Here is a 23,354-nt window from a genome sequence, read left to right as displayed (position 1 = left end):
CCCTCTTCGCCCCCAATATCCATCGCAATGCTTGCGCCTTTATTCTGTGGCGTGAATAATTTCGGTAATGACAGTTTTATGATGCCAGCCCTACTAAACACTCAAAGAGGAACGGTTTGAATATAGACACGCGTGAAATTAGCCTTGAGCCAGCAGACAACGCTCGCCTGCTGAGCCTGTGCGGGCCGTTTGATGACAACATCAAGCAACTGGAGCGACGTCTGGGTATCGAAATCAATCGTCGCGATAATCATTTCAAACTGACCGGACGCCCTATCTGCGTCAACGCCGCTGCAGATATTCTGCGTAGCCTGTATGTGGATACCTCCCCAATGCGTGGCGAAATTCAGGATATCGAGCCAGAACAGATCCACCTCGCCATTAAAGAAGCGCGAGTGCTCGAGCAGAGCGCGGAAAGTGTGCCTGACTACGGCAAGGCAATTAACATCAAAACCAAACGTGGCGTGATTAAACCGCGTACGCCAAACCAGGCACAGTACATCGCGAATATCCTCGACCATGACATCACCTTCGGCGTTGGACCGGCCGGTACCGGTAAAACCTATCTGGCGGTAGCAGCAGCAGTGGATGCGCTGGAGCGTCAGGAGATCCGCCGTATTCTGCTGACTCGCCCTGCGGTTGAAGCGGGCGAGAAACTGGGCTTCCTGCCAGGCGACCTGAGCCAGAAAGTCGACCCATACCTGCGTCCCTTATACGACGCGCTGTTCGAAATGCTCGGTTTTGAAAAAGTTGAGAAACTTATTGAGCGTAACGTTATCGAAGTTGCTCCGCTCGCTTATATGCGCGGCCGTACGCTGAACGATGCGTTTATCATTCTTGATGAAAGTCAGAACACCACCATCGAACAGATGAAGATGTTCCTGACGCGTATCGGCTTTAACTCGAAAGCGGTCATTACCGGTGACGTCACCCAGATCGATCTGCCGCGCAGCACCAAATCTGGCCTGCGTCACGCCATTGAGGTGCTGGCCGAGGTCGAAGAAATCAGTTTTAACTTCTTCCACAGTGAAGACGTGGTACGCCACCCGGTCGTCGCGCGTATTGTTAACGCCTACGAGGCCTGGGAAGAAGCCGATCAGAAGCGTAAGGCCGAACTGGCAGCAGAACGTAAGCGCGAAGCGCAGGAGCAAGAACAGAAATGAGTCAGGTGATCCTCGATTTACAGCTGGCCTGTGAAGATAATTCCGGTATGCCAGAAGAGGCGCAGTTTCAGAAATGGCTGGATGCCGTTATCCCCCAATTTCAGGAAGAATCAGAAGTCACGATTCGCCTGGTGGATGAAGCCGAAAGCCATGAGCTTAACCTGACCTATCGCGGGAAAGATAAGCCGACCAACGTGCTCTCTTTCCCGTTCGAAGCCCCACCGGGCATCGAGATGCCGCTGCTGGGCGATCTGATCATCTGTCGCCAGGTGGTTGAGCAGGAAGCCAAAGAGCAGCAAAAACCCCTTGAAGCCCACTGGGCGCATATGGTGGTACATGGCAGCCTGCATCTGCTCGGCTACGATCATATAGAAGATGACGAAGCAGAAGAGATGGAGTCCCTCGAGACAGAGATAATGCTTGCTCTGGGCTATGAGGATCCGTACATTGCCGAGAAAGAATAGTCAGTCTCCCCACTGACTAACATGCCGCCACGAAAGGAAATCGCGTGGCGGTAAACGTTGAACTAACAAGAGAACCCTTAACAAACGCCATGAGCGACGACAATTCACACAGTAGCGACACGACAAACGGTAAAAAGGGATTTTTCTCCCTCATTCTGAACCAGCTTTTCCACGGCGAACCGAAAAACCGTGATGAACTGCTGGAGCTGATTCGTGATTCCGGGCAAAACGACCTTATCGATGAAGATACGCGCGAAATGCTTGAAGGGGTCATGGACATCGCCGACCAGCGTGTTCGCGATATCATGATCCCCCGTTCGCAAATGATCACCCTGAAACGTAACCAGACACTGGACGAGTGCCTCGATGTGATTATCGAATCCGCTCATTCACGTTTCCCGGTCATCAGCGAAGACAAAGATCACATTGAAGGGATTTTGATGGCGAAAGATCTGCTGCCGTTTATGCGCAGCGATTCTGACGCTTTCAGCATGGAAAAAGTGTTACGCCAGGCCGTGGTTGTGCCGGAAAGTAAACGTGTGGATCGGATGCTGAAAGAGTTTCGCTCTCAGCGTTACCACATGGCGATTGTTATTGATGAATTTGGCGGTGTGTCGGGTCTTGTCACGATCGAAGATATCCTTGAGCTGATCGTGGGAGAAATCGAAGATGAGTATGACGAAGAAGAAGATATCGACTTCCGTCAACTGAGCCGCCACACCTGGACTGTGCGTGCGCTGGCCTCGATTGAAGACTTTAACGACGCTTTCGGCACCCACTTCAGCGATGAAGAGGTTGATACCATTGGCGGTCTGGTGATGCAGGCCTTTGGCCACCTCCCGGCGCGCGGTGAAACCGTTGACATCGACGGTTACCAGTTCAAGGTAGCGATGGCCGACAGCCGACGTATTATACAGGTTCATGTCAGAACGCCGGATGACTCACCGGTGCCAAAACTGGAAGATTAATGTAAATGGCATTTGCCCCACTGCTTGAACGCCAGCGCGTCCGTTTGCTGCTGGCGCTGTTACTCGGAGCCAGCGGTACGCTGGCTTTTTCTCCTTACGATATCTGGCCCGCCGCCATACTCTCCCTGATGGGGCTACAGGGGCTGACCCTGAATCGTCGTCCGGTGCAGGCCGCTGCGATTGGCTACTTCTGGGGACTGGGGCTGTTTGGTTCCGGTATCAACTGGGTCTATGTCAGCATTGCTCAGTTTGGCGGTATGCCAGGGCCGGTGAACGTCTTCCTGGTCGTCCTGCTCGCGGCCTATCTCTCGCTCTATACCGGTCTGTTCGCCGGCATTCTTTCTCGTCTGTGGCCACAAACAACCTGGCTGCGCGTCGCCATTGCGGCACCGGTTGTCTGGCAAATTACCGAGTTCCTGCGTGGCTGGGTATTGACCGGTTTTCCATGGTTGCAGTTCGGCTACAGCCAGATTGACGGGCCGCTGAAAGGCCTAGCACCGGTGATGGGCGTTGAGGCGATTAACTTCCTGCTGATGGTTGTCAGCGGCCTGCTGGTACTGGCGTTGGCCAAGCGCTGCTGGAAGCCGCTGGTTGCGGCACTGGTATTGTTCGCACTGCCCTTCCCGCTGCGCTATATCCAGTGGTATACCCTGGAGCCAGAACGCGCTACGCAGGTTTCCATGGTGCAGGGTGATATCCCACAGGCCATGAAGTGGGATGAAAAGCAGCTTCTGAATACGCTGAAGATCTACGCCAACGCGACCGAAGAGGTCATGGGCAAATCACAGCTGATTATCTGGCCGGAATCTGCGATCCCGGACCTGGAAATAAACCAGCAGCCGTTCCTGAACATGATGAACGATCTGCTGCTCGCGCGCGGCAGCACGCTGATTACCGGTATTGTTGATGCGCGTCTGAATCAGCAGAACCGTTATGACACCTATAACACCATCATTACCCTCGGCAAAGATAGCGAATACAGCTACAACTCCACTGACAGGTACAACAAAAATCACCTGGTTCCGTTTGGTGAATTTGTCCCGCTGGAGTCCATTCTGCGCCCGCTGGCACCGTTCTTTGACCTGCCGATGTCCTCTTTCAGCCGTGGTCCATACGTTCAGCCGCAGCTGCATGCGCACGGTTTTGCCCTGACCGCCGCCATTTGCTACGAAATTATCCTCGGCGAGCAGGTACGCGATAACTTCCGCCCGGATACGGACTTCCTGCTGACCATCTCCAATGACGCGTGGTTTGGTAAGTCGATTGGCCCATGGCAACACTTCCAGATGGCGCGGATGCGTTCCCTGGAGCTGGCGCGTCCACTGCTGCGTAGCACCAACAACGGCATCACCGCCGTAATTGGCCCACAGGGTGAAATTCAGGCCATGATCCCGCAGTTTACCCGTGAGGTGCTGACCACCAACGTCACGCCAACCACGGGACTTACGCCGTACGCCCGCACCGGCAACTGGCCGCTGTGGATCCTGACCGCGCTGTTTGGTTTTGGTGCGGTGTTGATGAGTCTTCGTCGGCGTCGTAAATAACCCTACCTTCTGTTGCCGGGTGGCGCTGACGCTTACCCGGCCTACTTTTCCATACTGTTGCTACCATCCTACCATTCCCTCCAGACTCCAATTCTGGCACGCCTATTGCTTTGTTTATTCAGGTAAACGCAGTTTGGCTTAACGCGCAACCTGGTCGCACCAGCGTAGATCATCGGTAGCACCGAAACGGTGCAACGAGAGATTTTTGCCTCTGAATGGTGCGGCGCGCTTCGCAAAAATAAACAATAACGCAGCAAAATCTTTACATTAAGCCAGACTAAATGTTAACAAGCTTGCATAACACTGTACTCGCATAGCGCGAGATATAACAACATCACAATGGGTATCAATGCGTCTCTGGCGCTGATAAAAAAGGAGTTGGGTATGCAATTACGTAAACTGGCCACAGCAATGCTGGTGATGGGGATGTCTGCAGGCGTGGTTCACGCTGAAGACGCTCCGGCTGCCGGGAGCACTCTCGACAAGATCGCCAAAAACGGCGTGATCGTGGTCGGCCACCGTGAATCTTCTGTTCCGTTCTCTTACTACGACAACACGCAAAAAGTCGTGGGTTATTCACAGGATTACTCCAACGCCATCGTTGAAGCCGTGAAGAAAAAGCTGAACAAACCTGACCTGCAGGTGAAGCTGATCCCAATCACTTCACAAAACCGTATTCCACTGCTGCAAAACGGCACCTTTGATTTTGAGTGTGGCTCCACCACCAACAACCTTGAGCGTCAGAAACAGGCTGCTTTCTCTGACACCATCTTCGTGGTAGGTACCCGCCTGCTGACCAAAAAAGGCGGCGAGATTAAAGATTTTGCTGACCTGAAAGGCAAAGCGGTCGTTGTCACCTCCGGTACCACCTCAGAAGTGCTGCTGCACAAACTGAATGATGAGAAGAAAATGGATATGCGCATCATCAGCGCGAAAGACCATGGCGACTCCTTCCGTACCCTGGAAAGTGGCCGTGCCGTCGCGTTTATGATGGATGACGCCCTGCTGGCGGGCGAACGCGCGAAAGCGAAGAAACCGGACAACTGGGAAATCGTCGGAACTGCACAGTCAAAAGAAGCTTATGGCTGCATGCTGCGTAAAGACGACGCTGAGTTCAAAAAACTGATCGATGACACCATCGCCCAGGCACAAACTTCCGGCGAAGCGGAAAAATGGTTCGACAAGTGGTTCAAGAACCCAATTCCACCAAAAAACCTGAACATGAACTTTGAACTGTCTGACGACATGAAAGCGCTGTTCAAATCACCAAATGACAAGGCTCTTAACTAATTAGAACAACAGGGGCGGGATCTCCTGCCCTCTCGATTGTCGGGAAGCATGGACAGACTATACGTTGAGTGGTCGTTCCCCACTCAGCGCGAAAAATGAGCTTCTCACCAATCTTCGAGGGTAGCGCTGCTACCCTTTTTTTTCTGGAGTTTATTATGTCAATAGACTGGAACTGGGGCATCTTTCTGCAACAAGCCCCGTTCGGCAACACCACCTATCTTGGCTGGTTATGGAGCGGCTTTCAGGTCACTGTCGCTTTATCCATAACGGCATGGATCATCGCATTTCTTGTCGGCTCGCTGTTCGGTATTTTGCGTACCGTCCCTAACCGCTTTCTTTCAACCCTCGGCACCTTGTACGTTGAACTGTTTCGTAACGTTCCGCTGATTGTGCAGTTCTTTACCTGGTATCTGGTGATTCCTGAACTGCTGCCGGAAAATATTGGCATGTGGTTCAAGTCGGAACTGGATCCTAACGTTCAGTTCTTTGTCTCCTCGATGCTCTGTCTGGGGCTGTTTACCGCTGCCCGCGTGTGCGAGCAGGTGCGAGCCGCCATTCAGTCATTGCCGCGTGGACAAAAAAATGCAGGCCTGGCGATGGGATTAACACTGCCACAAACCTACCGTTATGTGCTGCTGCCCAACGCCTACCGCGTTATCGTTCCACCGATGACCTCTGAGATGATGAACCTGGTGAAAAACTCGGCCATCGCCTCGACCATCGGCCTGGTGGATATGGCTGCGCAGGCGGGCAAGCTGCTGGATTACTCCGCTCATGCGTGGGAATCCTTCACCGCAATCACGCTCGCCTATGTTCTTATTAACGCTTTCATCATGCTGGTGATGAACCTGGTTGAACGCAAAATTCGCCTGCCGGGCAATCTGGGGGGCAAATAATGTACGAATTTGACTGGAGTTCCATTGTTCCATCCATGCCATACCTACTTGATGGCCTGGTGATTACCTTAAAAATCACCGTTATCGCCATCATCATCGGTATTGTCTGGGGTACCCTGCTGGCGGTCATGCGCCTGTCGAGCTTTAAGCCGTTCGCCTGGTTTGCGACCGCCTACGTTAACGTGTTCCGCTCCATCCCGCTGGTGATGGTGCTGCTGTGGTTTTACCTGATTGTTCCCGGCTTCCTGCAGAACGTGCTGGGACTGTCACCGAAAACCGATATCCGCCTGATCTCGGCGATGGTGGCGTTCTCCATGTTTGAGGCCGCTTACTATTCAGAGATTATCCGTGCGGGTATCCAGAGTATCTCGCGTGGGCAGTCCAGTGCCGCCCTGGCGCTGGGGATGACACACTGGCAGTCCATGCAGCTCATCATTCTGCCGCAGGCGTTTCGCGCCATGGTTCCACTCCTGCTGACTCAGGGTATCGTGCTGTTCCAGGATACCTCTCTGGTATATGTACTCAGCCTGGCAGACTTCTTCCGTACCGCCTCCACCATCGGTGAGCGTGATGGTACGCAGGTCGAGATGGTGCTCTTTGCGGGTGCGGTCTATTTTGTGATTAGTTTAAGCGCGTCGCTGTTGGTCAGTTGGCTGAAGAAAAGGACGGTATAATGATTTCCCTGAAAAATGTTTCTAAATGGTATGGGCACTTTCAGGTGCTGACCGACTGCTCCACCGAAGTGAAAAAAGGCGATGTGGTGGTAGTGTGCGGACCGTCAGGTTCCGGTAAATCCACGCTGATCAAAACCGTCAACGGACTGGAGCCGGTGCAGCAGGGTGAGATCGTCGTCAACGGCACTAAAGTCAATGACAAAAAAACCAATCTCGCCCAGCTTCGCTCTCACGTTGGCATGGTGTTCCAGCATTTTGAGCTGTTCCCTCACCTCTCCATTATTGAGAACCTGACGCTGGCGCAGGTAAAAGTGCTTAAGCGCGATAAAAAAGCGTCGCGCGAGAAAGGGCTGAAACTCCTGGAACGCGTTGGGCTCTCTGCGCATGCCGATAAATTCCCGGCACAGCTATCTGGCGGCCAACAGCAGCGTGTGGCGATCGCCCGCGCGCTGTGCATGGATCCGGTGGCGATGCTGTTTGATGAGCCAACGTCGGCGCTCGATCCAGAGATGATCAACGAAGTGCTGGACGTGATGGTCGAGCTGGCGCACGAAGGGATGACCATGATGGTGGTGACCCACGAAATGGGCTTCGCCCGCAAAGTAGCAAACCGCGTGATCTTTATGGACGAAGGGAAGATCGTGGAAGACTCGCCGAAAGAAGAGTTCTTCGCTAACCCGAAATCGGAACGTGCAAAAGACTTCCTTGCCAAAATTCTGCATTAATCTTCTCAGTGCGCAATCTGCGGATTGCGCACTGCTTCACGCTTTCACTCACTTCCTCTCGTCGGCGTCACATTGCAGCGTTAACCTTGTCACAAAATAACGCTACGTATGGAGAACGCTATGGCACAGCCTATTATTCTCGATTGCGATCCGGGTCATGATGACGCGATCGCGCTCGTCCTCGCTCTTGCCTCCCCTGAACTTGACGTCAAAGCCGTCACCTCGTCCGCCGGAAACCAGACGCCTGAAAAAACCCTGCGTAACGTCCTGCGCATGCTAACACTGCTCAAACGCACCGATATTCCCGTCGCCGGCGGAGCCGTGAAGCCGCTGATGCGCGAGCTGATCATTGCCGACAACGTTCACGGTGAGAGCGGGCTGGACGGCCCGGCACTGCCGGAGCCGGGTTTCGCACCGCAACACTGCACTGCCGTGGAACTGATGGCGAAGGTGCTGCATGAAAGTGCCGAGCCGGTAACGCTGGTGGCAACCGGTCCGCAAACCAACGTTGCGTTGCTGCTTAACAGTCATCCAGAGCTGCACAGTAAAATTTCCCGTATCGTGATAATGGGTGGCGCAATGGGGCTGGGTAACTGGACGCCTGCGGCGGAGTTCAACATCTTTGTCGACCCGGAAGCCGCTGAGATTGTCTTCCAGTCCGGCTTGCCGGTTGTGATGGCGGGACTGGACGTTACCCATCGAGCGCAGATTATGGCGGACGATATTGAGCGTTTCCGCTCGGTGGGCAACCCGGTTGCGACAACTGTGGCCGAACTGCTCGACTTCTTTATGGAATATCACAAAGCCGAGAAGTGGGGCTTCCACGGCGCGCCCCTGCATGATCCATGCACCATTGCCTGGCTACTGAAGCCGGAGATGTTTACCACAGTGGAACGCTGGGTCGGTGTGGAGACGCAGGGGAAATATACCCAAGGGATGACAGTAGTGGATTACTACTCACTGACGGGAAATGCGCCGAATACCACGGTGATGGTGGATATCGATCGGCAGGCGTTTGTGGATTTGCTGGCGGAGAGGCTCAAGTACTACGCTGCGGCCTGATGCCCTCACCCTACCCCTCTCCCAAGGTGAGAGGGGGCAGACACTAAAAACGGCAACATAGTTGCCGTTTTACTTTTATTTATGGCTCAAACGGTCGACGCTGAAACTGATCGTGCCCACATTTCGGACATAACGGCAGCACTTCCGGCGTATACACTGCAATATGGTGATGGCATTTCTCGCAGACCAGATTCCCCAGGCCAACCACTTCACCGCTGTGATACACACCATGATGGTTCAGATCCTGAAACACCTCGCGCCACTCCAGCTGCGTTTTATCGGTGATATCCACCAGTTCCTGCCACAGGCTCTCTTTAATCACCCGCATAAATACGCTGTCAGTGACCTCATCCTGGCTCTCCTGGTAGCTGCGTGCGAATTCTTCCAGGTCACGGCGTACCGCGCGGGTGACCTCTTCAACTTCGGTGCGCGTTAACTCACCCGTTTGCGTCACGCGGGCACGAGCCTGCTCCACCAGCGCGTCAATATCGCGCTCGCCGTTACGCAGCCGTTCCGTCAGTGTCGCCACCAGTTCGCGGTAAAATTGAGCAACCTTGTTCATCATTTTGCCTCCCGGGTAAGTAACTATTTCTAATAATAGACCTTATTTCGTCGCCGCTTTGTCAGGTGAAGCACAGACCCGGTAAATTCCTGCAATGTGCATTTGTGCGAAAGGCTGTTTTGACGCGGACGTTTGGGCTATGCTATGCGGATCTGAAATACCACATCCATTGGCTACATTTGTAGCTGTATTGAAAACAGGACCACTGGCTGCCATGCAAGAGCAATACCGCCCGGAAGAGATAGAATCAAAAGTCCAGCAACACTGGGACGAGAAGCGCACCTTTGAAGTAACCGAAGACGAGAGCAAAGAGAAGTATTACTGCCTGTCGATGCTTCCCTATCCTTCTGGTCGACTACACATGGGCCACGTGCGTAACTACACCATTGGTGATGTGATCGCCCGCTACCAGCGTATGCTGGGCAAAAACGTTCTGCAGCCAATCGGCTGGGATGCGTTCGGTCTGCCTGCTGAAGGCGCTGCGGTAAAAAACAACACCGCACCTGCCCCATGGACGTATGACAACATCGCGTACATGAAAAACCAGCTTAAAATGCTGGGCTTTGGCTATGACTGGAGCCGCGAGCTGGCAACCTGCACCCCGGAATACTATCGCTGGGAACAGAAATTCTTCACCGAGCTGTACAAAAAAGGCCTGGTGTATAAGAAGACCTCTGCTGTTAACTGGTGTCCAAATGACCAGACTGTTCTCGCGAACGAACAGGTTATTGATGGCTGCTGCTGGCGTTGTGATACCAAAGTTGAGCGTAAAGAGATCCCACAGTGGTTTATCAAAATCACAGCCTATGCTGACGAACTGCTGAACGATCTGGATACGCTGGATCACTGGCCAGATACCGTTAAAACCATGCAGCGCAACTGGATCGGCCGTTCTGAAGGCGTGGAGATCACCTTCAACGTTGAGAACTACGACCAGACCCTGACCGTCTACACCACCCGTCCAGACACCTTCATGGGCGCGACCTACCTGGCCGTGGCGGCGGGTCACCCTCTGGCGCAGAAAGCGGCGGAGAACAATCCGGAACTGGCCACCTTCATCGACGAATGCCGCAACACCAAAGTGGCCGAAGCCGACATGGCGACGATGGAGAAAAAAGGTGTAGCGACAGGCTTCTATGCTAAGCACCCACTGACAGGCGAAGCGATCCCTGTCTGGGCCGCGAACTTCGTTCTGATGGAATACGGTACAGGTGCAGTCATGGCTGTTCCTGGCCACGATCAGCGCGACTACGAGTTTGCGACCAAATACAGCCTGCCGATTAAAGCCGTTATCCTGGCCGCCGATGGTTCTGAACCAGACCTGTCCGCGCAAGCGCTGACTGAAAAAGGCACCCTGTTTAACTCCGGTGAATTCAGCGGACTGAGCTTCGAAGACGGTTTTAATGCCATTGCAGACAAACTGGCCTCTCTGGGCGTGGGCGAGCGTAAAGTTAACTTCCGTCTGCGCGACTGGGGCGTTTCCCGTCAGCGTTACTGGGGTGCACCAATCCCAATGGTGACGCTGGAAGACGGCACCGTGATGCCAACGCCGGAAGATCAACTGCCGGTGATCCTGCCTGAAGACGTGGTTATGGACGGCATTACCAGCCCGATCAAAGCCGATCCTGAGTGGGCAAAAACCACCGTCAACGGCCAGCCTGCTCTGCGTGAAACCGACACCTTCGACACCTTTATGGAGTCCTCCTGGTACTATGCGCGTTACACCTGCCCGCAGTATAAAGAGGGTATGCTGGACTCTGATGCAGCGAACTACTGGCTGCCGGTAGACATTTACATCGGTGGTATCGAACATGCCATCATGCACCTGCTCTACTTCCGCTTCTTCCACAAACTGATGCGCGATGCCGGCATGGTGAACTCTGACGAACCGGCAAAACAGCTGCTGTGTCAGGGTATGGTACTGGCTGATGCCTTCTACTACGTGGGTGCTAACGGCGAGCGTAACTGGGTTTCTCCGGTTGATGCTATCGTTGAGCGTGACGAGAAAGGCCGCATTGTGAAGGCGAAAGACGCCGAAGGTCATGAACTGGTCTATACCGGCATGAGCAAGATGTCTAAATCCAAAAACAACGGCATCGACCCACAGGTGATGGTTGAACGTTACGGCGCGGATACCGTGCGTCTGTTCATGATGTTTGCTTCTCCGGCGGACATGACCCTGGAGTGGCAGGAATCGGGTGTGGAAGGTGCAAACCGCTTCCTGAAACGCGTCTGGAAACTGGTTTACGAACACACTGCACAGGGTGATGCTCCGGCACTGAACGCCGCTGCACTGACTGAAGATCAGCAGGCGCTGCGTCGTGATGTTCATAAAACGATTGCGAAAGTGACCGATGATATTGGTCGTCGTCAGACCTTTAACACTGCAATTGCAGCTATTATGGAACTGATGAATAAGCTGGCGAAAGCCCCGCAGGACGGCGAGCAGGATCGTGCCTTAATGCGTGAAGCGTTGCTGGCCGTCGTTCGCATGCTGAACCCGTTCACTCCGCACGTTAGCTTCACCCTGTGGCAGGAGCTGAAAGGCGAAGGCGATATCGACAATGCGCCATGGCCACAGGCCGACGAAGCCGCGATGGTGGAAAACACTACGCTGGTTGTCGTTCAGGTAAACGGCAAAGTACGCGGTAAAATTACCGTGGCGGTCGATGCAACCGAAGAACAGGTTCGCGAACGCGCGGGCCAGGAACCTCTGGTCGCAAAATATCTTGAGGGCGTTACCGTACGTAAAGTGATCTACGTACCGGGTAAATTGCTGAATCTGGTCGTTGGCTAAGCGCGGGAGGAAACGTGCGACAACTGGCAACAATACTCTTATCTCTGGCGGTGCTTGTCACCGCTGGCTGTGGCTGGCATCTGCGCAATACTACGGCGGTGCCTGCTCAGATGAAAACGATGATCTTTGATTCCGGGGATCCGAATGGCCCACTCAGCCGGGCAATTCGTAACCAGCTGCGTCTGAACGGTGTTGAAATTGTTGAGAAACAAACGCTTCGCCAGGATGTACCGTCTCTGCGTGTGATAGGAGGCGGTCTGTCGAGAGATACAGCCTCTATCTTCCAGGATGGCCGCACCGCAGAGTATCAGATGGTGTTAACGGTCGATGCGGCAGTTCTGATCCCGGGTAAAGATATTTATCCGATCAGCACGAAAGTGTACCGTTCGTTCTTCGATAACCCGCAGACGGCGCTGGCAAAAGATGCCGAACAGCAGATTATTATCAACGAAATGTACGACAAGGCAGCGGAACAGCTGATCCGTAAACTGCCAAGTGTTGCAGCGTCAACCAAGCAAGGTTCTGACATTGTTGAAAAACCGGTTGCTGGCACGCTTCCCGCTGCTAACTCTCTGGGTAAATGATGATCAGGCTGTATCCTGAACAACTTCGCGCGCAGCTCAATGAAGGGCTGCGCGCGGCGTATTTGCTTCTTGGAAACGATCCGCTATTACTTCAGGAAAGCCTGGATGCCGTGCGCCATGCGGCGGCGGCACAGGGATTTGATGAACATCACACCGTTCAACTGGATAACAACACCGACTGGAACGCCCTCTTCTCGCTTTGCCAGGCGATGAGTCTTTTCGCGTCGCGCCAGACTATCCAGATCCTGCTCCCGGAAAATGGTCCTAACGCGGCCATGAATGAACAACTCGCTACGCTGGTGAGCCTGTTGCACAACGATCTGCTCTTCATCGTGCGCGGCAACAAGCTCACTAAAGCACAGGAAAATGCAGCCTGGTTTACCCAGCTCGCAACTCACGCAGTGCTGGTCACCTGTCAGACGCCTGAGCAAATGCATCTACCCAAATGGGTGGCGGCGAGAGCGAAGCAAAACAACCTTCAACTGGATGACGCCGCGAATCAACTGCTTTGCTACTGCTATGAAGGAAATCTGCTGGCCCTGGCTCAGGCGCTGGACAGACTCTCCCTACTCTGGCCGGATGGTAAACTCACCCTACCGCGTGTCGAACAGGCCGTTAACGATGCCGCGCACTTCACGCCATTCCACTGGGTGGATGCGTTGTTGGCGGCGAAAAGCAAACGCGCCCTGCATATTCTGCAACAACTGCGCCTCGAAGGGAGCGAACCCGTTATTCTGCTACGTACTCTGCAGCGCGAATTACTGCTGCTGATTACGCTAAAGCGTCAGTCTGCCCATACGCCGTTGCGTTCGCTGTTTGATAAACACCGCGTATGGCAAAATCGCCGGGCTATGACGACAGAGGCCATTAACCGCCTGAGTCATGAACAGCTGCGACAGGCTGTTCAGCTGCTGATGCGCGCTGAGCTCACGTTAAAACAAGATTACGGCCAGTCGGTCTGGGCAGAGCTGGAAAGCCTTTCTCTGCTGCTCTGCCACAAGGCGCTCGCAGACGTATTTATTGATGGATAGCATGCATTCTTTACAGGCCCTGTATGGTGGCACCTTCGACCCGGTACATTACGGGCATCTGAAGCCAGTCGAAATTCTGGCGAATCTGATCGGGCTTCAGTGCGTCACCATTATGCCCAATAATGTTCCGCCACACCGTCCCCAGCCTGAGGCGACCAGCGAGCAACGCAAAGAGATGCTGGTCCTGGCCATTGCGGATAAACCGCTTTTCAAACTTGATGAACGGGAGCTACGTCGCGATACTCCCTCCTGGACGTCACAGACGCTGCAGGAGTGGCGGACTGAACAAGGCCCTGACAAGCCGCTGGCCTTCATTATTGGCCAGGATTCACTGCTAAATCTCCCCACATGGCATCAGTATGAAACCATTCTGGAGAACAGCCACCTGCTTGTCTGCCGCCGTCCGGGTTATCCGCTGACGATGCGCGAAGAGCAGTATCAGCAATGGCTGGAAGACCATCTCACCGATAATGTTGAAGATCTCCACAATCAGCCTGCCGGGAAAATTTATCTGGCAGAAACACCGTGGTTCGATATCTCTGCGACCCTCATTCGTGAGCGCCTGCAACAGGGCTTAGCGTGTGACGATCTGCTGCCCGCATCGGTACTGGCGTATATTCACGCACACGGGTTGTATCAGAAAAGTGCAGATGCCTGACCCGGGACCATAAAAAGTGGCTTATTGATTATCCTGCCTTGACAGAGTAAGCCATACTGTTATCCTCCGCTGCCAGACTTTCCCGCCGATCATTGCTTTACAGAAATTGTTTTACAAAAATGGCGATGCAATCTCAGGCGGAGGGTGGGATGATACCCGCCTTCAAAAGCCCGGCCGGAGACATTTGTCCCGACACAGGCGCTAGTTCAGGTATACTGTCTGGCCACGAATTCATAGTTATACAATCTCGTTCACCCCAGGGGGAAAACTTGCAGGGTAAAGCACTCCAGGATTTTGTTATTGACAAAATTGATGACCTGAAAGGTCAGGACATCATCGCTATCGACGTTAAGGGTAAATCCAGTATTACCGACTGCATGATTATCTGCACCGGTACTTCTACGCGTCATGTTGTTTCGATTGCCGATCACGTGGTTCAGGAATCACGTGCAGCAGGGCTGTTGCCGCTTGGTGTTGAAGGTGAAGCGACGGCTGACTGGGTGGTTGTCGACCTCGGCGATGTGATTGTCCATGTCATGCAGGAAGAGAGCCGTCGCCTGTATGAGCTGGAAAAACTCTGGGGTTAATGCGTGAAGTTGCAACTGGTCGCCGTCGGCACCAAAATGCCGGACTGGGTACAAACCGGTTTTACTGAGTATCTGCGTCGTTTCCCAAAAGACATGCCGTTCGAACTGGTGGAGATCCCCGCCGGAAAGCGCGGCAAGAACGCCGATATCAAACGTATTCTTGATAAAGAGGGCGAACTGATGCTGGCTGCCGCAGGCAAAAACCGCATCGTCACCCTCGATATTCCAGGAAAACCCTGGGATACGCCGCAGCTGGCGCACGAACTGGAGCGCTGGAAGCAGGATGGCCGTGACGTCAGTCTGTTGATTGGCGGGCCAGAAGGGTTATCCCCTGCCTGCAAAGCGGCAGCAGAACAAAGTTGGTCTCTCTCCGCGCTGACGCTTCCCCATCCGCTCGTTCGGGTACTGGTGGCAGAAAGCCTGTATCGCGCGTGGAGCATTACGACCAACCACCCCTATCACCGCGAATAGTGACTTGACCAGGGTAGATTAAGCAGCGGATGAAACTACAGAATTCTTTTCGCGACTATACGGCTGAGTCCGCGCTGTTTGTGCGCCGGGCGCTGGTCGCCTTTACGGGGATTTTGCTGCTTACCGGCGTGCTGATCGCCAACCTTTATAATCTGCAAATTGTCCGCTTTACCGATTACCAGACGCGTTCAAACGAAAACCGTATTAAGCTGGTGCCAATCGCCCCCAGCCGCGGCATCATTTACGACCGTAACGGCACACCGCTGGCGTTAAACCGCACCATCTATCAAATAGAGATGATGCCGGAAAAGGTCGATAATGTTCAGGATACGCTGGAAGCGCTGAGAAGCGTTGTCGATCTTAACGATGACGATATCGCCGCTTTCAAAAAAGAACGGGCCCGCTCTCACCGTTTCACCTCCATTCCGGTAAAAACCAATCTGACGGAAGTCCAGGTTGCCCGCTTTGCGGTAAACCAGTACCGTTTCCCCGGCGTGGAAGTGAAGGGTTACAAACGTCGCTACTACCCTTATGGCTCTGCGCTGACGCATGTGATTGGCTACGTTTCCAAAATTAACGATAAAGACGTCGATCGTCTCGATAAAGACGGCAAACTGGCGAACTACGCCGCGACGCACGATATCGGTAAGCTGGGGATTGAACGTTATTACGAAGATGTTCTGCACGGACAGACTGGCTATGAAGAGGTTGAGGTTAACAACCGTGGCCGCGTTATTCGCCAGCTTAAAGAAGTGCCGCCTCAGGCGGGACATGATGTGTATCTGACGCTCGATCTTAAGCTTCAGCAGTATATTGAAACCCTGCTGGCAGGCAGCCGAGCAGCCGTTGTGGTCACCGATCCGCGTACCGGTGGCATTCTGGCAATGGTTTCAATGCCAAGTTATGACCCGAACCTGTTTGTCGATGGCATCTCCAGTAAGGACTATTCCGGTCTGCTGAATGACCCTAATACGCCGCTGGTGAACCGCGCGACACAGGGTGTTTACCCGCCAGCGTCAACGGTTAAACCGTACGTGGCGGTTTCTGCATTGAGTGCCGGTGTTATCAACCGTAATACCAGCCTGTTTGACCCGGGCTGGTGGCAGTTGCCTGGTTCTGAAAAACGCTACCGTGACTGGAAAAAATGGGGCCACGGTCATCTGAACGTCACCAAATCGCTGGAGGAGTCTGCGGATACCTTCTTCTATCAGGTGGCGTATGACATGGGGATTGACCGCCTCTCAGAGTGGATGAGCAAATTCGGTTATGGGCACTACACCGGCGTTGACCTTGCAGAAGAACGTTCCGGTAATATGCCAACGCGTGAATGGAAGCTGAAACGCTTTAAAAAACCATGGTATCAGGGCGATACCATTCCGGTGGGTATCGGACAGGGTTACTGGACAGCAACACCGCTTCAGATGAACAAAGCCATGATGATCCTCATCAATGACGGTGTCGTGAAAGTTCCACACCTGCTACTAAGTACGGTTGAAGACGGTAAAAAAGTGCCCTGGAACCAGCCGCATGAAGCGCCTGTGGGGGATATTCACTCCGGCTTCTGGGAAATCGCTAAAGACGGTATGTACGGCGTAGCAAACCGCCCTAACGGTACCGCGCATAAGTATTTCACTGGTACGCCGTATAAAGTGGCCGCGAAATCAGGTACTGCGCAGGTGTTTGGTCTGAAAGCTAATGAAACCTATAACGCGCACCGCATTGCCGAAAGACTGCGTGACCATAAACTGATGACGGCATTTGCCCCTTATGATAACCCGCAGGTGGCGGTGGCAATGATTCTGGAGAACGGCGGTGCCGGACCAGCAGTCGGGACCATCATGCGCCAGATCCTTGACCACATTATGCTGGGTGATAACAACACCGAACTGCCGGCTGAAAACCCGGCCGCCGCTGCGGCGGAGGACCAATAATCATGACGGATAATCCAAATAAGAAATCGCTGTGGGATAAAATCCACATCGACCCAGCCATGCTGCTGATCCTGCTGGCTCTGCTGGTTTACAGCGCCCTGGTTATCTGGAGCGCCAGTGGCCAGGACATCGGCATGATGGAGCGCAAAATCGGCCAGATCGCGATGGGTCTGGTCATTATGGTGGTCATGGCGCAGATCCCGCCGCGCGTCTATGAAGGCTGGGCGCCGTATCTGTATATATTCTGTATTGTGTTGCTGGTTGCGGTTGACGCCTTCGGCGCTATCTCTAAAGGCGCACAGCGCTGGCTGGATCTGGGTGTGGTTCGCTTCCAGCCTTCTGAAATTGCCAAAATTGCCGTTCCATTGATGGTCGCGCGCTTTATCAACCGTGACGTCTGCCCGCCGTCGCTAAAAAATACCGCCATCGCGCTGGTGCTGATTTTCCTGCCGACACTGCTGGTTGCCGCGCAGCCTGACCTTGGCACCTCAATATTAATCGCCCTCTCCGGCCTGTTTGTTCTCTTCCTGTCGGGCTTAAGCTGGCGTCTGATTGGTATCGCGGTGGTGCTGATTGCGGCTTTCATCCCCATTCTCTGGTTCTTCCTGATGCATGATTACCAGCGCCAGCGCGTAATGATGTTGCTCGATCCAGAAACCGATCCGCTTGGTGCGGGCTATCATATTATTCAGTCCAAGATTGCGATTGGCTCAGGTGGCCTACGCGGTAAAGGCTGGCTACACGGCACCCAGTCTCAGCTGGAATTTTTACCGGAACGCCACACTGACTTTATCTTTGCGGTACTGGCGGAAGAGCTGGGACTGGTTGGCATCTTAATATTGCTGGCGCTCTACGTGCTGCTAATCATGCGCGGATTGTGGATTGCCGCTCGTGCGCAAACCACCTTTGGTCGCGTCATGGCTGGCGGGTTAATGTTGATTTTATTCGTTTATGTCTTCGTAAATATTGGTATGGTGAGTGGTATTCTGCCAGTAGTAGGCGTACCGCTGCCGCTGGTGAGTTACGGAGGCTCGGCACTGATCGTGTTGATGGCCGGGTTTGGTATCGTAATGTCGATCCATACCCACAGAAAAATGTTGTCAAAAAGCGTATAAAAATAAGGGGATCGGAATGCGTAAGCAGTGGCTGGGGATCTGCATCGCGGCAAGTTTACTTGCGGCCTGCACAAGTGATGATGGTCAGCAACAGGCAACCGTCGCGCCACCGCAGCCTGCGGTTTGTAATGGCCCGATCGTTGAAATCAGCGGCGCCGATCCCGTTTATGAACCGCTAAATGCCAGCGCGAATCAGGATTACGAGCGCGACGGCAAAAGCTACAAAATTGTTCAGGATCCTTCTCGTTTCAGTCAGGCAGGCTTTGCCGCCATTTATGATGCTGAACCCGGTAGTAACCTGACTGCATCAGGCGAAGCCTTTGACCCAACGCAGCTTACCGCGGCGCACCCAACGCTGCCGATCCCAAGCTATGCTCGTATAACGAACCTGGCGAATGGGCGAATGATCGTCGTGAAAATTAACGATCGCGGCCCGTACGGTAATGACCGGGTGATCTCTCTGTCCCGCGCATCCGCTGACCGCCTGAACACCTCAAACAATACCAAAGTCCGTATTGATCCGATTATTGTGGCGCAGGATGGTTCGCTGTCCGGCCCAGGCACAGCATGTACCACGGTGGCTAAACAGACTTATGCCCTTCCTGACCGCCCAAATCTTGACGGTGGAATGGGGAGCGCCTCTTCACCGGCAGAGCCTGCTCAGCCAGGTGGGGAGATCCGCGCCATCAGCAATGATACCCTGCAAAGCGATGACTCGACCGGCGCACCGGTAAAGAGTAGCGGCTTCCTTGGCGCACCAACGACCTTAGCCGCAGGCGTGCTGGAAGGCAGTGAACCTACACCAGCACCCGCTCCTGTTACCGCTCCGGCTACCCAGCCAGCTCCTGTAACAGCCCCAGCCGTGACGCAAAGTGCGCCAGTTGCTGCTCCAGCAGCGGCCAGTGGCAGTTATGTGGTTCAGGTAGGCGCAGTGAGCGATCAGGCTCGGGCCAAACAGTATCAGCAGCGTCTGAGCCAGCAGTTTGGCGTACCAGGACGCGTTGAGCAGAATGGCGCGGTCTGGCGTATTCAAATGGGGCCGTTTGCCAGCAAATCGCAGGCAGCGTCCTTGCAGCAGCGTCTGCAGAATGAAGCTCAACTTCAGTCATTTATCGCTGTTGCGAAATAATGAACCGGCGGTATCCGAATTGTCAGTTTGTGTAAAACACATTCACAAACTCATGCTTAAAGTCGGATGCCTGCCTGAATAGCATTTGCTATAGTAGGGCACTTTTTTTAATTCCATCACGGATGTCGTAGTTCTGACCATGAAGACCACTTTTTCCGCTCGTTTTGTGCAGCGCATGGCGCTGACCACGGCCCTTTGCGCTACTGCACTCTCTGCAGCTCACGCCGATGACCTGAATATCAAGACCATGATCCCTGGCGTTCCGCAAATTGATGCTGAATCCTACATCCTGATCGACTACAACTCTGGCAAAGTGCTGGCGGAACAGAACGCCGATGCTCGCCGTGACCCGGCTAGCCTGACCAAAATGATGACCAGCTACGTTATCGGCCAGGCGATGAAAGCGGGTAAATTCAAAGAATCAGATCTGGTCACCATCGGTAACGATGCGTGGGCAACCGGGAATCCTGTTTTCAAAGGTTCCTCGCTGATGTTCCTGAAACCAGGTATGCAGGTTCCTGTTTCTCAGTTGATCCGTGGTATCAACCTGCAGTCGGGTAACGATGCCTGCGTAGCCATGGCCGATTTCGCCGCCGGTAGTCAGGATGCCTTCGTAGGTCTGATGAACAGCTATGTTACCGCGCTGGGTCTGAAAAACAGCCATTTCCAGACCGTGCATGGCCTGGACGCCGATGGCCAGTACAGCTCCGCACGTGATATGGCGCTGATTGGTCAGGCACTGATCCGCGACGTACCTAATGAGTACTCTATCTATAAAGAGAAAGAGTTCACCTTCAACGGTATTCGTCAGACCAACCGTAACGGCTTGCTGTGGGATAACAGCCTGAACGTTGACGGCATCAAAACCGGTCACACCGACAAAGCCGGTTACAACCTGGTGGCCTCTGCGACAGAAGGCCAGATGCGCCTGATCTCCGCCGTGATGGGCGGTCGCACCTTTAAAGGCCGTGAAACAGAAAGCAAAAAACTGCTGACCTGGGGCTTCCGTTTCTTCGAAACCGTAAACCCACTGAAAGCAGGTAAAGAGTTTGCTTCTGAACCTGTCTGGTTCGGCGATAACGACCGTGCCTCCCTCGGCGTTGATAAAGACCTGTACCTGACCATTCCACGCGGTCGAATGAAAGATCTGAAAGCCAGCTATGTACTGAACAGCACCGAACTGCATGCGCCACTGCAGAAAAACCAGGTGGTGGGCACGATCAACTTCCAGCTGGATGGCAAGACTATCGATCAGCGTCCACTGGTTGTCCTACAAGAAATTCCTGAAGGCAATTTCTTCGGCAAAATCATTGATTACATTAAATTGATGTTCCATCACTGGTTTGGTTAAAAATCGAACACTTGAAAGTGTGATTTTGATCCCCATATACTAAGTATCCTGATAACTCCCACCTGACGTGGGAGTTATTCTTTTTGACGTTACGCCGGAGCTGACATGAAAACCAAACTTAACGAACTGCTTGAATTCCCTACCCCGTTTACCTACAAAGTAATGGGTCTGGCGAAACCTGAGCTGGTTGATCAGGTGGTTGAAGTGGTACAGCGCCATGCGCCGGGTGACTACTCTCCGTCAGTAAAACCAAGCAGCAAGGGCAACTACCACTCGGTTTCTATTACCATCACTGCGACTCACATTGAGCAGGTTGAGACGCTGTACGAAGAACTCGGCAATATCGAAATTGTTCGTATGGTGCTGTAGTCCCTTAGAGGTTACCCGCTTTGCCGGGTAACCCCTCTTCCCGCTGTGATATACTCCCTCTCATCTTATGTCCTTCGTCTTCGGAGACGCAGTTTTGTATCAGGATAAAATTCTGGTCCGTCACCTCGGGCTGCAACCTTATGAGCCTGTCTCCCAGGCTATGCATGACTTTACCGATTCACGCGATGACAGCACCCCTGATGAAATCTGGCTGGTCGAACACCTGCCGGTATTTACACAGGGCCAGGCGGGAAAAGCGGAACACTTATTAATGACGGGTGATATCCCGGTTATTCAGAGCGACCGCGGCGGACAGGTAACGTATCACGGGCCGGGGCAGCAGGTGATGTACGTCCTGCTTAATCTGAAGCGCAGAAAACTGGGTGTGCGTGAACTGGTTACCTTACTGGAACACACTGTCGTCAATACGCTGGCGGAATACGGCATTGACGCTCACCCGCGTGCCGATGCACCTGGTGTCTACGTCGGCGAAATGAAGATCTGCTCTCTGGGACTGCGTATTCGAAAAGGTTGTTCATTTCACGGTCTGGCGTTGAATATTAATATGGATCTTACGCCTTTCCAGCGCATAAACCCCTGTGGCTACGCCGGCATGGAAATGACACAAATGTGCCAGTGGGTCGACACGGCTGCGCCAGAAAATATTCGTCCTGTCCTTTTGAAGCACATGTTAGCGCTACTTAACAATCCCCCACACGAATATATCCCTGCTTAATATATTATACAACATGGCTCGATAATTTGACGGGCCAGTGTTTATTTACCGCTTTTACGCTTTACAATAAACCACAGATTCTATATTTTCGAAGCGCCCGAATATTACCGTTACATATTATTTAGCCTCCAGCAAGCGCGATACGCAGGATCTAAGTAACTTGAGTGATAATCACACAACTGTTTGTTTTTGATAGACAAGTAAAACAAAACCAACACTTTACGAATCTCTACAGGCATAATAAATAAATTCAACTATCATTCATAATGTGAATGTATACGGAGTAAAAGCGTGGAGTCTACTAATTTACCAGCTAAACGCCTGAATGAACCTGGTGGCGAAGACAAGCCGCAAATTTTTCGGACTTTACGTAATATTGATCTCAATTTACTGACTATTTTTGAGGCAGTATATGTCCATAAGGGTATCGTTAATGCTGCGAAAATTCTTAATCTCACGCCATCAGCAATAAGTCAGTCAATCCAAAAGCTACGCGCTATATTTCCCGACCCGTTATTTATCCGTAAGGGTCAGGGGGTGACGCCAACGGCTTACGCCACACATCTCCACGAGTACATCAGCCAGGGGCTGGAGTCGATCCTGGGCGCACTGGATTTAACCGGGAGCTACGATAAGCAGAGAACCATCACCATCGGCTGCTCCCCTTCTGTGGGTGTACTGGTGATGCCTGCGATCTTCCAGGCCGTGAAAGAGCAAGTGCCGCAGCTCCTGCTTCGCAATGTGCCTCTCAATGAACCTGATATTCAGCTTGCTCAGTTTCAGACAGACCTGATTATTGATAGCGGCAGCTTTAGCGCCAGAGCACTCGGGCAAAATGTGCTTTATGCAGATAACCTGGTTCTGGTTTGCCGCCAACATCATCCTGCTCTTAGCGAGCCATTGGCCATCGAAAACTTGCGCAACTATGATCATTCATCATTCATGACCGATGGGCAGTCTAATCATGCCCTGCGCCAGCGGATTGATGAAATCTTCCCGGAACGTCAGATAAGTTTCAGCAGTTACAATATGTTTACCACCGCATCCCTGATTGGCAGCAGTGACATGCTCTGTATCATGCCTTCACGCCTGTACAGCCTGCTGCGAAAATGCTGGCCGCTGGAAAGCATTCCCCTCAGTCAACTTAATGCGGAATCTATCGAGATTTCTCTGCATTACAACAAACTGAGTTTGCGCGATCCGGTACTGGAAAACGTCATCCGCATTATCCGTCAGGCCTTCTGACA

The 23,354-nt window shown here is 53.1% G+C and carries 23 protein-coding genes; 22 read left to right on the top strand and 1 reads right to left on the bottom strand.

Annotated features, from left to right (window positions below):
- Positions 1 to 116 precede the first annotated feature (116 nt).
- From ACJ9Y9_RS06400 to rihA, 9 genes are all read left to right on the top strand, one after another.
- Positions 117 to 1,163: a PhoH family protein gene (locus ACJ9Y9_RS06400; RefSeq protein ID WP_028019464.1), complete on the top strand. Its 1,047-nt coding sequence runs from the start codon at positions 117 to 119 to the stop codon at positions 1,161 to 1,163.
- On the top strand, positions 1,160 to 1,627 hold the full coding sequence (ybeY, locus tag ACJ9Y9_RS06395; protein WP_003858677.1) for an rRNA maturation RNase YbeY: 468 nt from the start codon (positions 1,160 to 1,162) through the stop codon (positions 1,625 to 1,627). The genes ACJ9Y9_RS06400 and ybeY overlap by 4 nt, the downstream gene beginning before the upstream one ends.
- Positions 1,628 to 1,716: 89 nt before the next feature.
- The gene (gene corC, locus ACJ9Y9_RS06390) at positions 1,717 to 2,595 is read left to right on the top strand and encodes a CNNM family magnesium/cobalt transport protein CorC (protein ID WP_028019465.1); all 879 of its coding nucleotides are present in this window, start codon (positions 1,717 to 1,719) and stop codon (positions 2,593 to 2,595) included.
- Between the two features lie 5 nt (positions 2,596 to 2,600).
- Complete coding sequence (lnt, locus tag ACJ9Y9_RS06385) at positions 2,601 to 4,139, top strand: apolipoprotein N-acyltransferase (protein WP_028019466.1); 1,539 nt, start codon at positions 2,601 to 2,603, stop codon at positions 4,137 to 4,139.
- A 384-nt stretch (positions 4,140 to 4,523) separates the two neighbouring features.
- Positions 4,524 to 5,429 carry an amino acid ABC transporter substrate-binding protein gene (locus ACJ9Y9_RS06380; RefSeq protein ID WP_014069338.1) on the top strand — a complete coding sequence of 302 codons (906 nt, stop codon included), beginning with the start codon at positions 4,524 to 4,526 and terminating at the stop codon, positions 5,427 to 5,429.
- 155 nt (positions 5,430 to 5,584) lie between these two features.
- Positions 5,585 to 6,325 (top strand): glutamate/aspartate ABC transporter permease GltJ, encoded by a 741-nt coding sequence (gene gltJ / locus ACJ9Y9_RS06375; protein ID WP_028019467.1) that lies wholly within the window; start codon positions 5,585 to 5,587, stop codon positions 6,323 to 6,325.
- Positions 6,325 to 6,999 carry a glutamate/aspartate ABC transporter permease GltK gene (gene gltK / locus ACJ9Y9_RS06370; protein WP_023334900.1) on the top strand — a complete coding sequence of 225 codons (675 nt, stop codon included), beginning with the start codon at positions 6,325 to 6,327 and terminating at the stop codon, positions 6,997 to 6,999. Before gltJ ends, gltK begins: the two co-directional genes overlap by 1 nt.
- The gene (locus ACJ9Y9_RS06365) at positions 6,999 to 7,724 is read left to right on the top strand and encodes an amino acid ABC transporter ATP-binding protein (RefSeq protein WP_014883001.1); all 726 of its coding nucleotides are present in this window, start codon (positions 6,999 to 7,001) and stop codon (positions 7,722 to 7,724) included. Before gltK ends, ACJ9Y9_RS06365 begins: the two co-directional genes overlap by 1 nt.
- 120 nt (positions 7,725 to 7,844) lie before the next feature.
- The gene (gene rihA, locus ACJ9Y9_RS06360; protein ID WP_028019468.1) at positions 7,845 to 8,786 is read left to right on the top strand and encodes a pyrimidine-specific ribonucleoside hydrolase RihA; all 942 of its coding nucleotides are present in this window, start codon (positions 7,845 to 7,847) and stop codon (positions 8,784 to 8,786) included.
- Positions 8,787 to 8,865: 79 nt separating this feature from the next.
- Here rihA and ACJ9Y9_RS06355 read toward each other — a convergent pair whose 3' ends face one another.
- Positions 8,866 to 9,348: a zinc ribbon-containing protein gene (locus tag ACJ9Y9_RS06355; RefSeq protein WP_028019469.1), complete on the bottom strand. Its 483-nt coding sequence runs from the start codon at positions 9,346 to 9,348 to the stop codon at positions 8,866 to 8,868.
- A 214-nt stretch (positions 9,349 to 9,562) separates the two neighbouring features.
- Here ACJ9Y9_RS06355 and leuS point away from each other — a divergent pair, with 214 nt between their 5' ends.
- The 13 genes from leuS to ACJ9Y9_RS06290 all read left to right on the top strand — a co-directional run bounded on the left by leuS (position 9,563) and on the right by ACJ9Y9_RS06290 (position 23,352).
- Positions 9,563 to 12,145, top strand: a complete 2,583-nt coding sequence (leuS, locus tag ACJ9Y9_RS06350) for a leucine--tRNA ligase (RefSeq protein ID WP_032667025.1) — start codon at positions 9,563 to 9,565, stop codon at positions 12,143 to 12,145.
- A gap of 14 nt (positions 12,146 to 12,159) precedes the next feature.
- Positions 12,160 to 12,729 (top strand): LPS assembly lipoprotein LptE, encoded by a 570-nt coding sequence (gene lptE, locus ACJ9Y9_RS06345; RefSeq protein ID WP_028019471.1) that lies wholly within the window; start codon positions 12,160 to 12,162, stop codon positions 12,727 to 12,729.
- A complete protein-coding gene (gene holA / locus ACJ9Y9_RS06340) occupies positions 12,729 to 13,760 on the top strand; it encodes a DNA polymerase III subunit delta (protein ID WP_028019472.1) in 1,032 nt (343 codons plus the stop codon). The genes lptE and holA overlap by 1 nt, the downstream gene beginning before the upstream one ends.
- Positions 13,753 to 14,418, top strand: a complete 666-nt coding sequence (gene nadD, locus ACJ9Y9_RS06335) for a nicotinate-nucleotide adenylyltransferase (RefSeq protein WP_407226077.1) — start codon at positions 13,753 to 13,755, stop codon at positions 14,416 to 14,418. Before holA ends, nadD begins: the two co-directional genes overlap by 8 nt.
- 269 nt (positions 14,419 to 14,687) lie before the next feature.
- Complete coding sequence (gene rsfS / locus ACJ9Y9_RS06330) at positions 14,688 to 15,005, top strand: ribosome silencing factor (RefSeq protein WP_003858696.1); 318 nt, start codon at positions 14,688 to 14,690, stop codon at positions 15,003 to 15,005.
- Positions 15,006 to 15,008: 3 nt separating this feature from the next.
- Positions 15,009 to 15,476: a 23S rRNA (pseudouridine(1915)-N(3))-methyltransferase RlmH gene (rlmH, locus tag ACJ9Y9_RS06325; RefSeq protein WP_003858701.1), complete on the top strand. Its 468-nt coding sequence runs from the start codon at positions 15,009 to 15,011 to the stop codon at positions 15,474 to 15,476.
- A gap of 29 nt (positions 15,477 to 15,505) precedes the next feature.
- Positions 15,506 to 17,407, top strand: a complete 1,902-nt coding sequence (gene mrdA / locus ACJ9Y9_RS06320; RefSeq protein WP_028019474.1) for a peptidoglycan DD-transpeptidase MrdA — start codon at positions 15,506 to 15,508, stop codon at positions 17,405 to 17,407.
- A gap of 2 nt (positions 17,408 to 17,409) precedes the next feature.
- A complete protein-coding gene (gene mrdB, locus ACJ9Y9_RS06315; RefSeq protein WP_028019475.1) occupies positions 17,410 to 18,522 on the top strand; it encodes a peptidoglycan glycosyltransferase MrdB in 1,113 nt (370 codons plus the stop codon).
- A 16-nt stretch (positions 18,523 to 18,538) separates the two neighbouring features.
- Positions 18,539 to 19,651, top strand: a complete 1,113-nt coding sequence (gene rlpA, locus ACJ9Y9_RS06310) for an endolytic peptidoglycan transglycosylase RlpA (protein ID WP_028019476.1) — start codon at positions 18,539 to 18,541, stop codon at positions 19,649 to 19,651.
- A gap of 139 nt (positions 19,652 to 19,790) precedes the next feature.
- On the top strand, positions 19,791 to 21,002 hold the full coding sequence (gene dacA, locus ACJ9Y9_RS06305) for a D-alanyl-D-alanine carboxypeptidase DacA (RefSeq protein ID WP_028019477.1): 1,212 nt from the start codon (positions 19,791 to 19,793) through the stop codon (positions 21,000 to 21,002).
- Between the two features lie 105 nt (positions 21,003 to 21,107).
- A complete protein-coding gene (gene ybeD, locus ACJ9Y9_RS06300; RefSeq protein WP_003858718.1) occupies positions 21,108 to 21,371 on the top strand; it encodes a DUF493 family protein YbeD in 264 nt (87 codons plus the stop codon).
- Positions 21,372 to 21,465: 94 nt separating this feature from the next.
- Positions 21,466 to 22,107 carry a lipoyl(octanoyl) transferase LipB gene (lipB, locus tag ACJ9Y9_RS06295; protein ID WP_028019478.1) on the top strand — a complete coding sequence of 214 codons (642 nt, stop codon included), beginning with the start codon at positions 21,466 to 21,468 and terminating at the stop codon, positions 22,105 to 22,107.
- 291 nt (positions 22,108 to 22,398) lie between these two features.
- A complete protein-coding gene (locus tag ACJ9Y9_RS06290; RefSeq protein WP_032667026.1) occupies positions 22,399 to 23,352 on the top strand; it encodes a YbeF family transcriptional regulator in 954 nt (317 codons plus the stop codon).
- The last annotated feature ends 2 nt before the right edge of the window (positions 23,353 to 23,354 follow it).

It is taken from the genome of Enterobacter sp. CPE_E1241, from assembly GCF_045618265.1.
Classification (GTDB): Bacteria; Pseudomonadota; Gammaproteobacteria; order Enterobacterales; family Enterobacteriaceae; genus Enterobacter; species Enterobacter adelaidei.
This window is presented reverse-complemented; position numbering and strand designations above follow the sequence as displayed.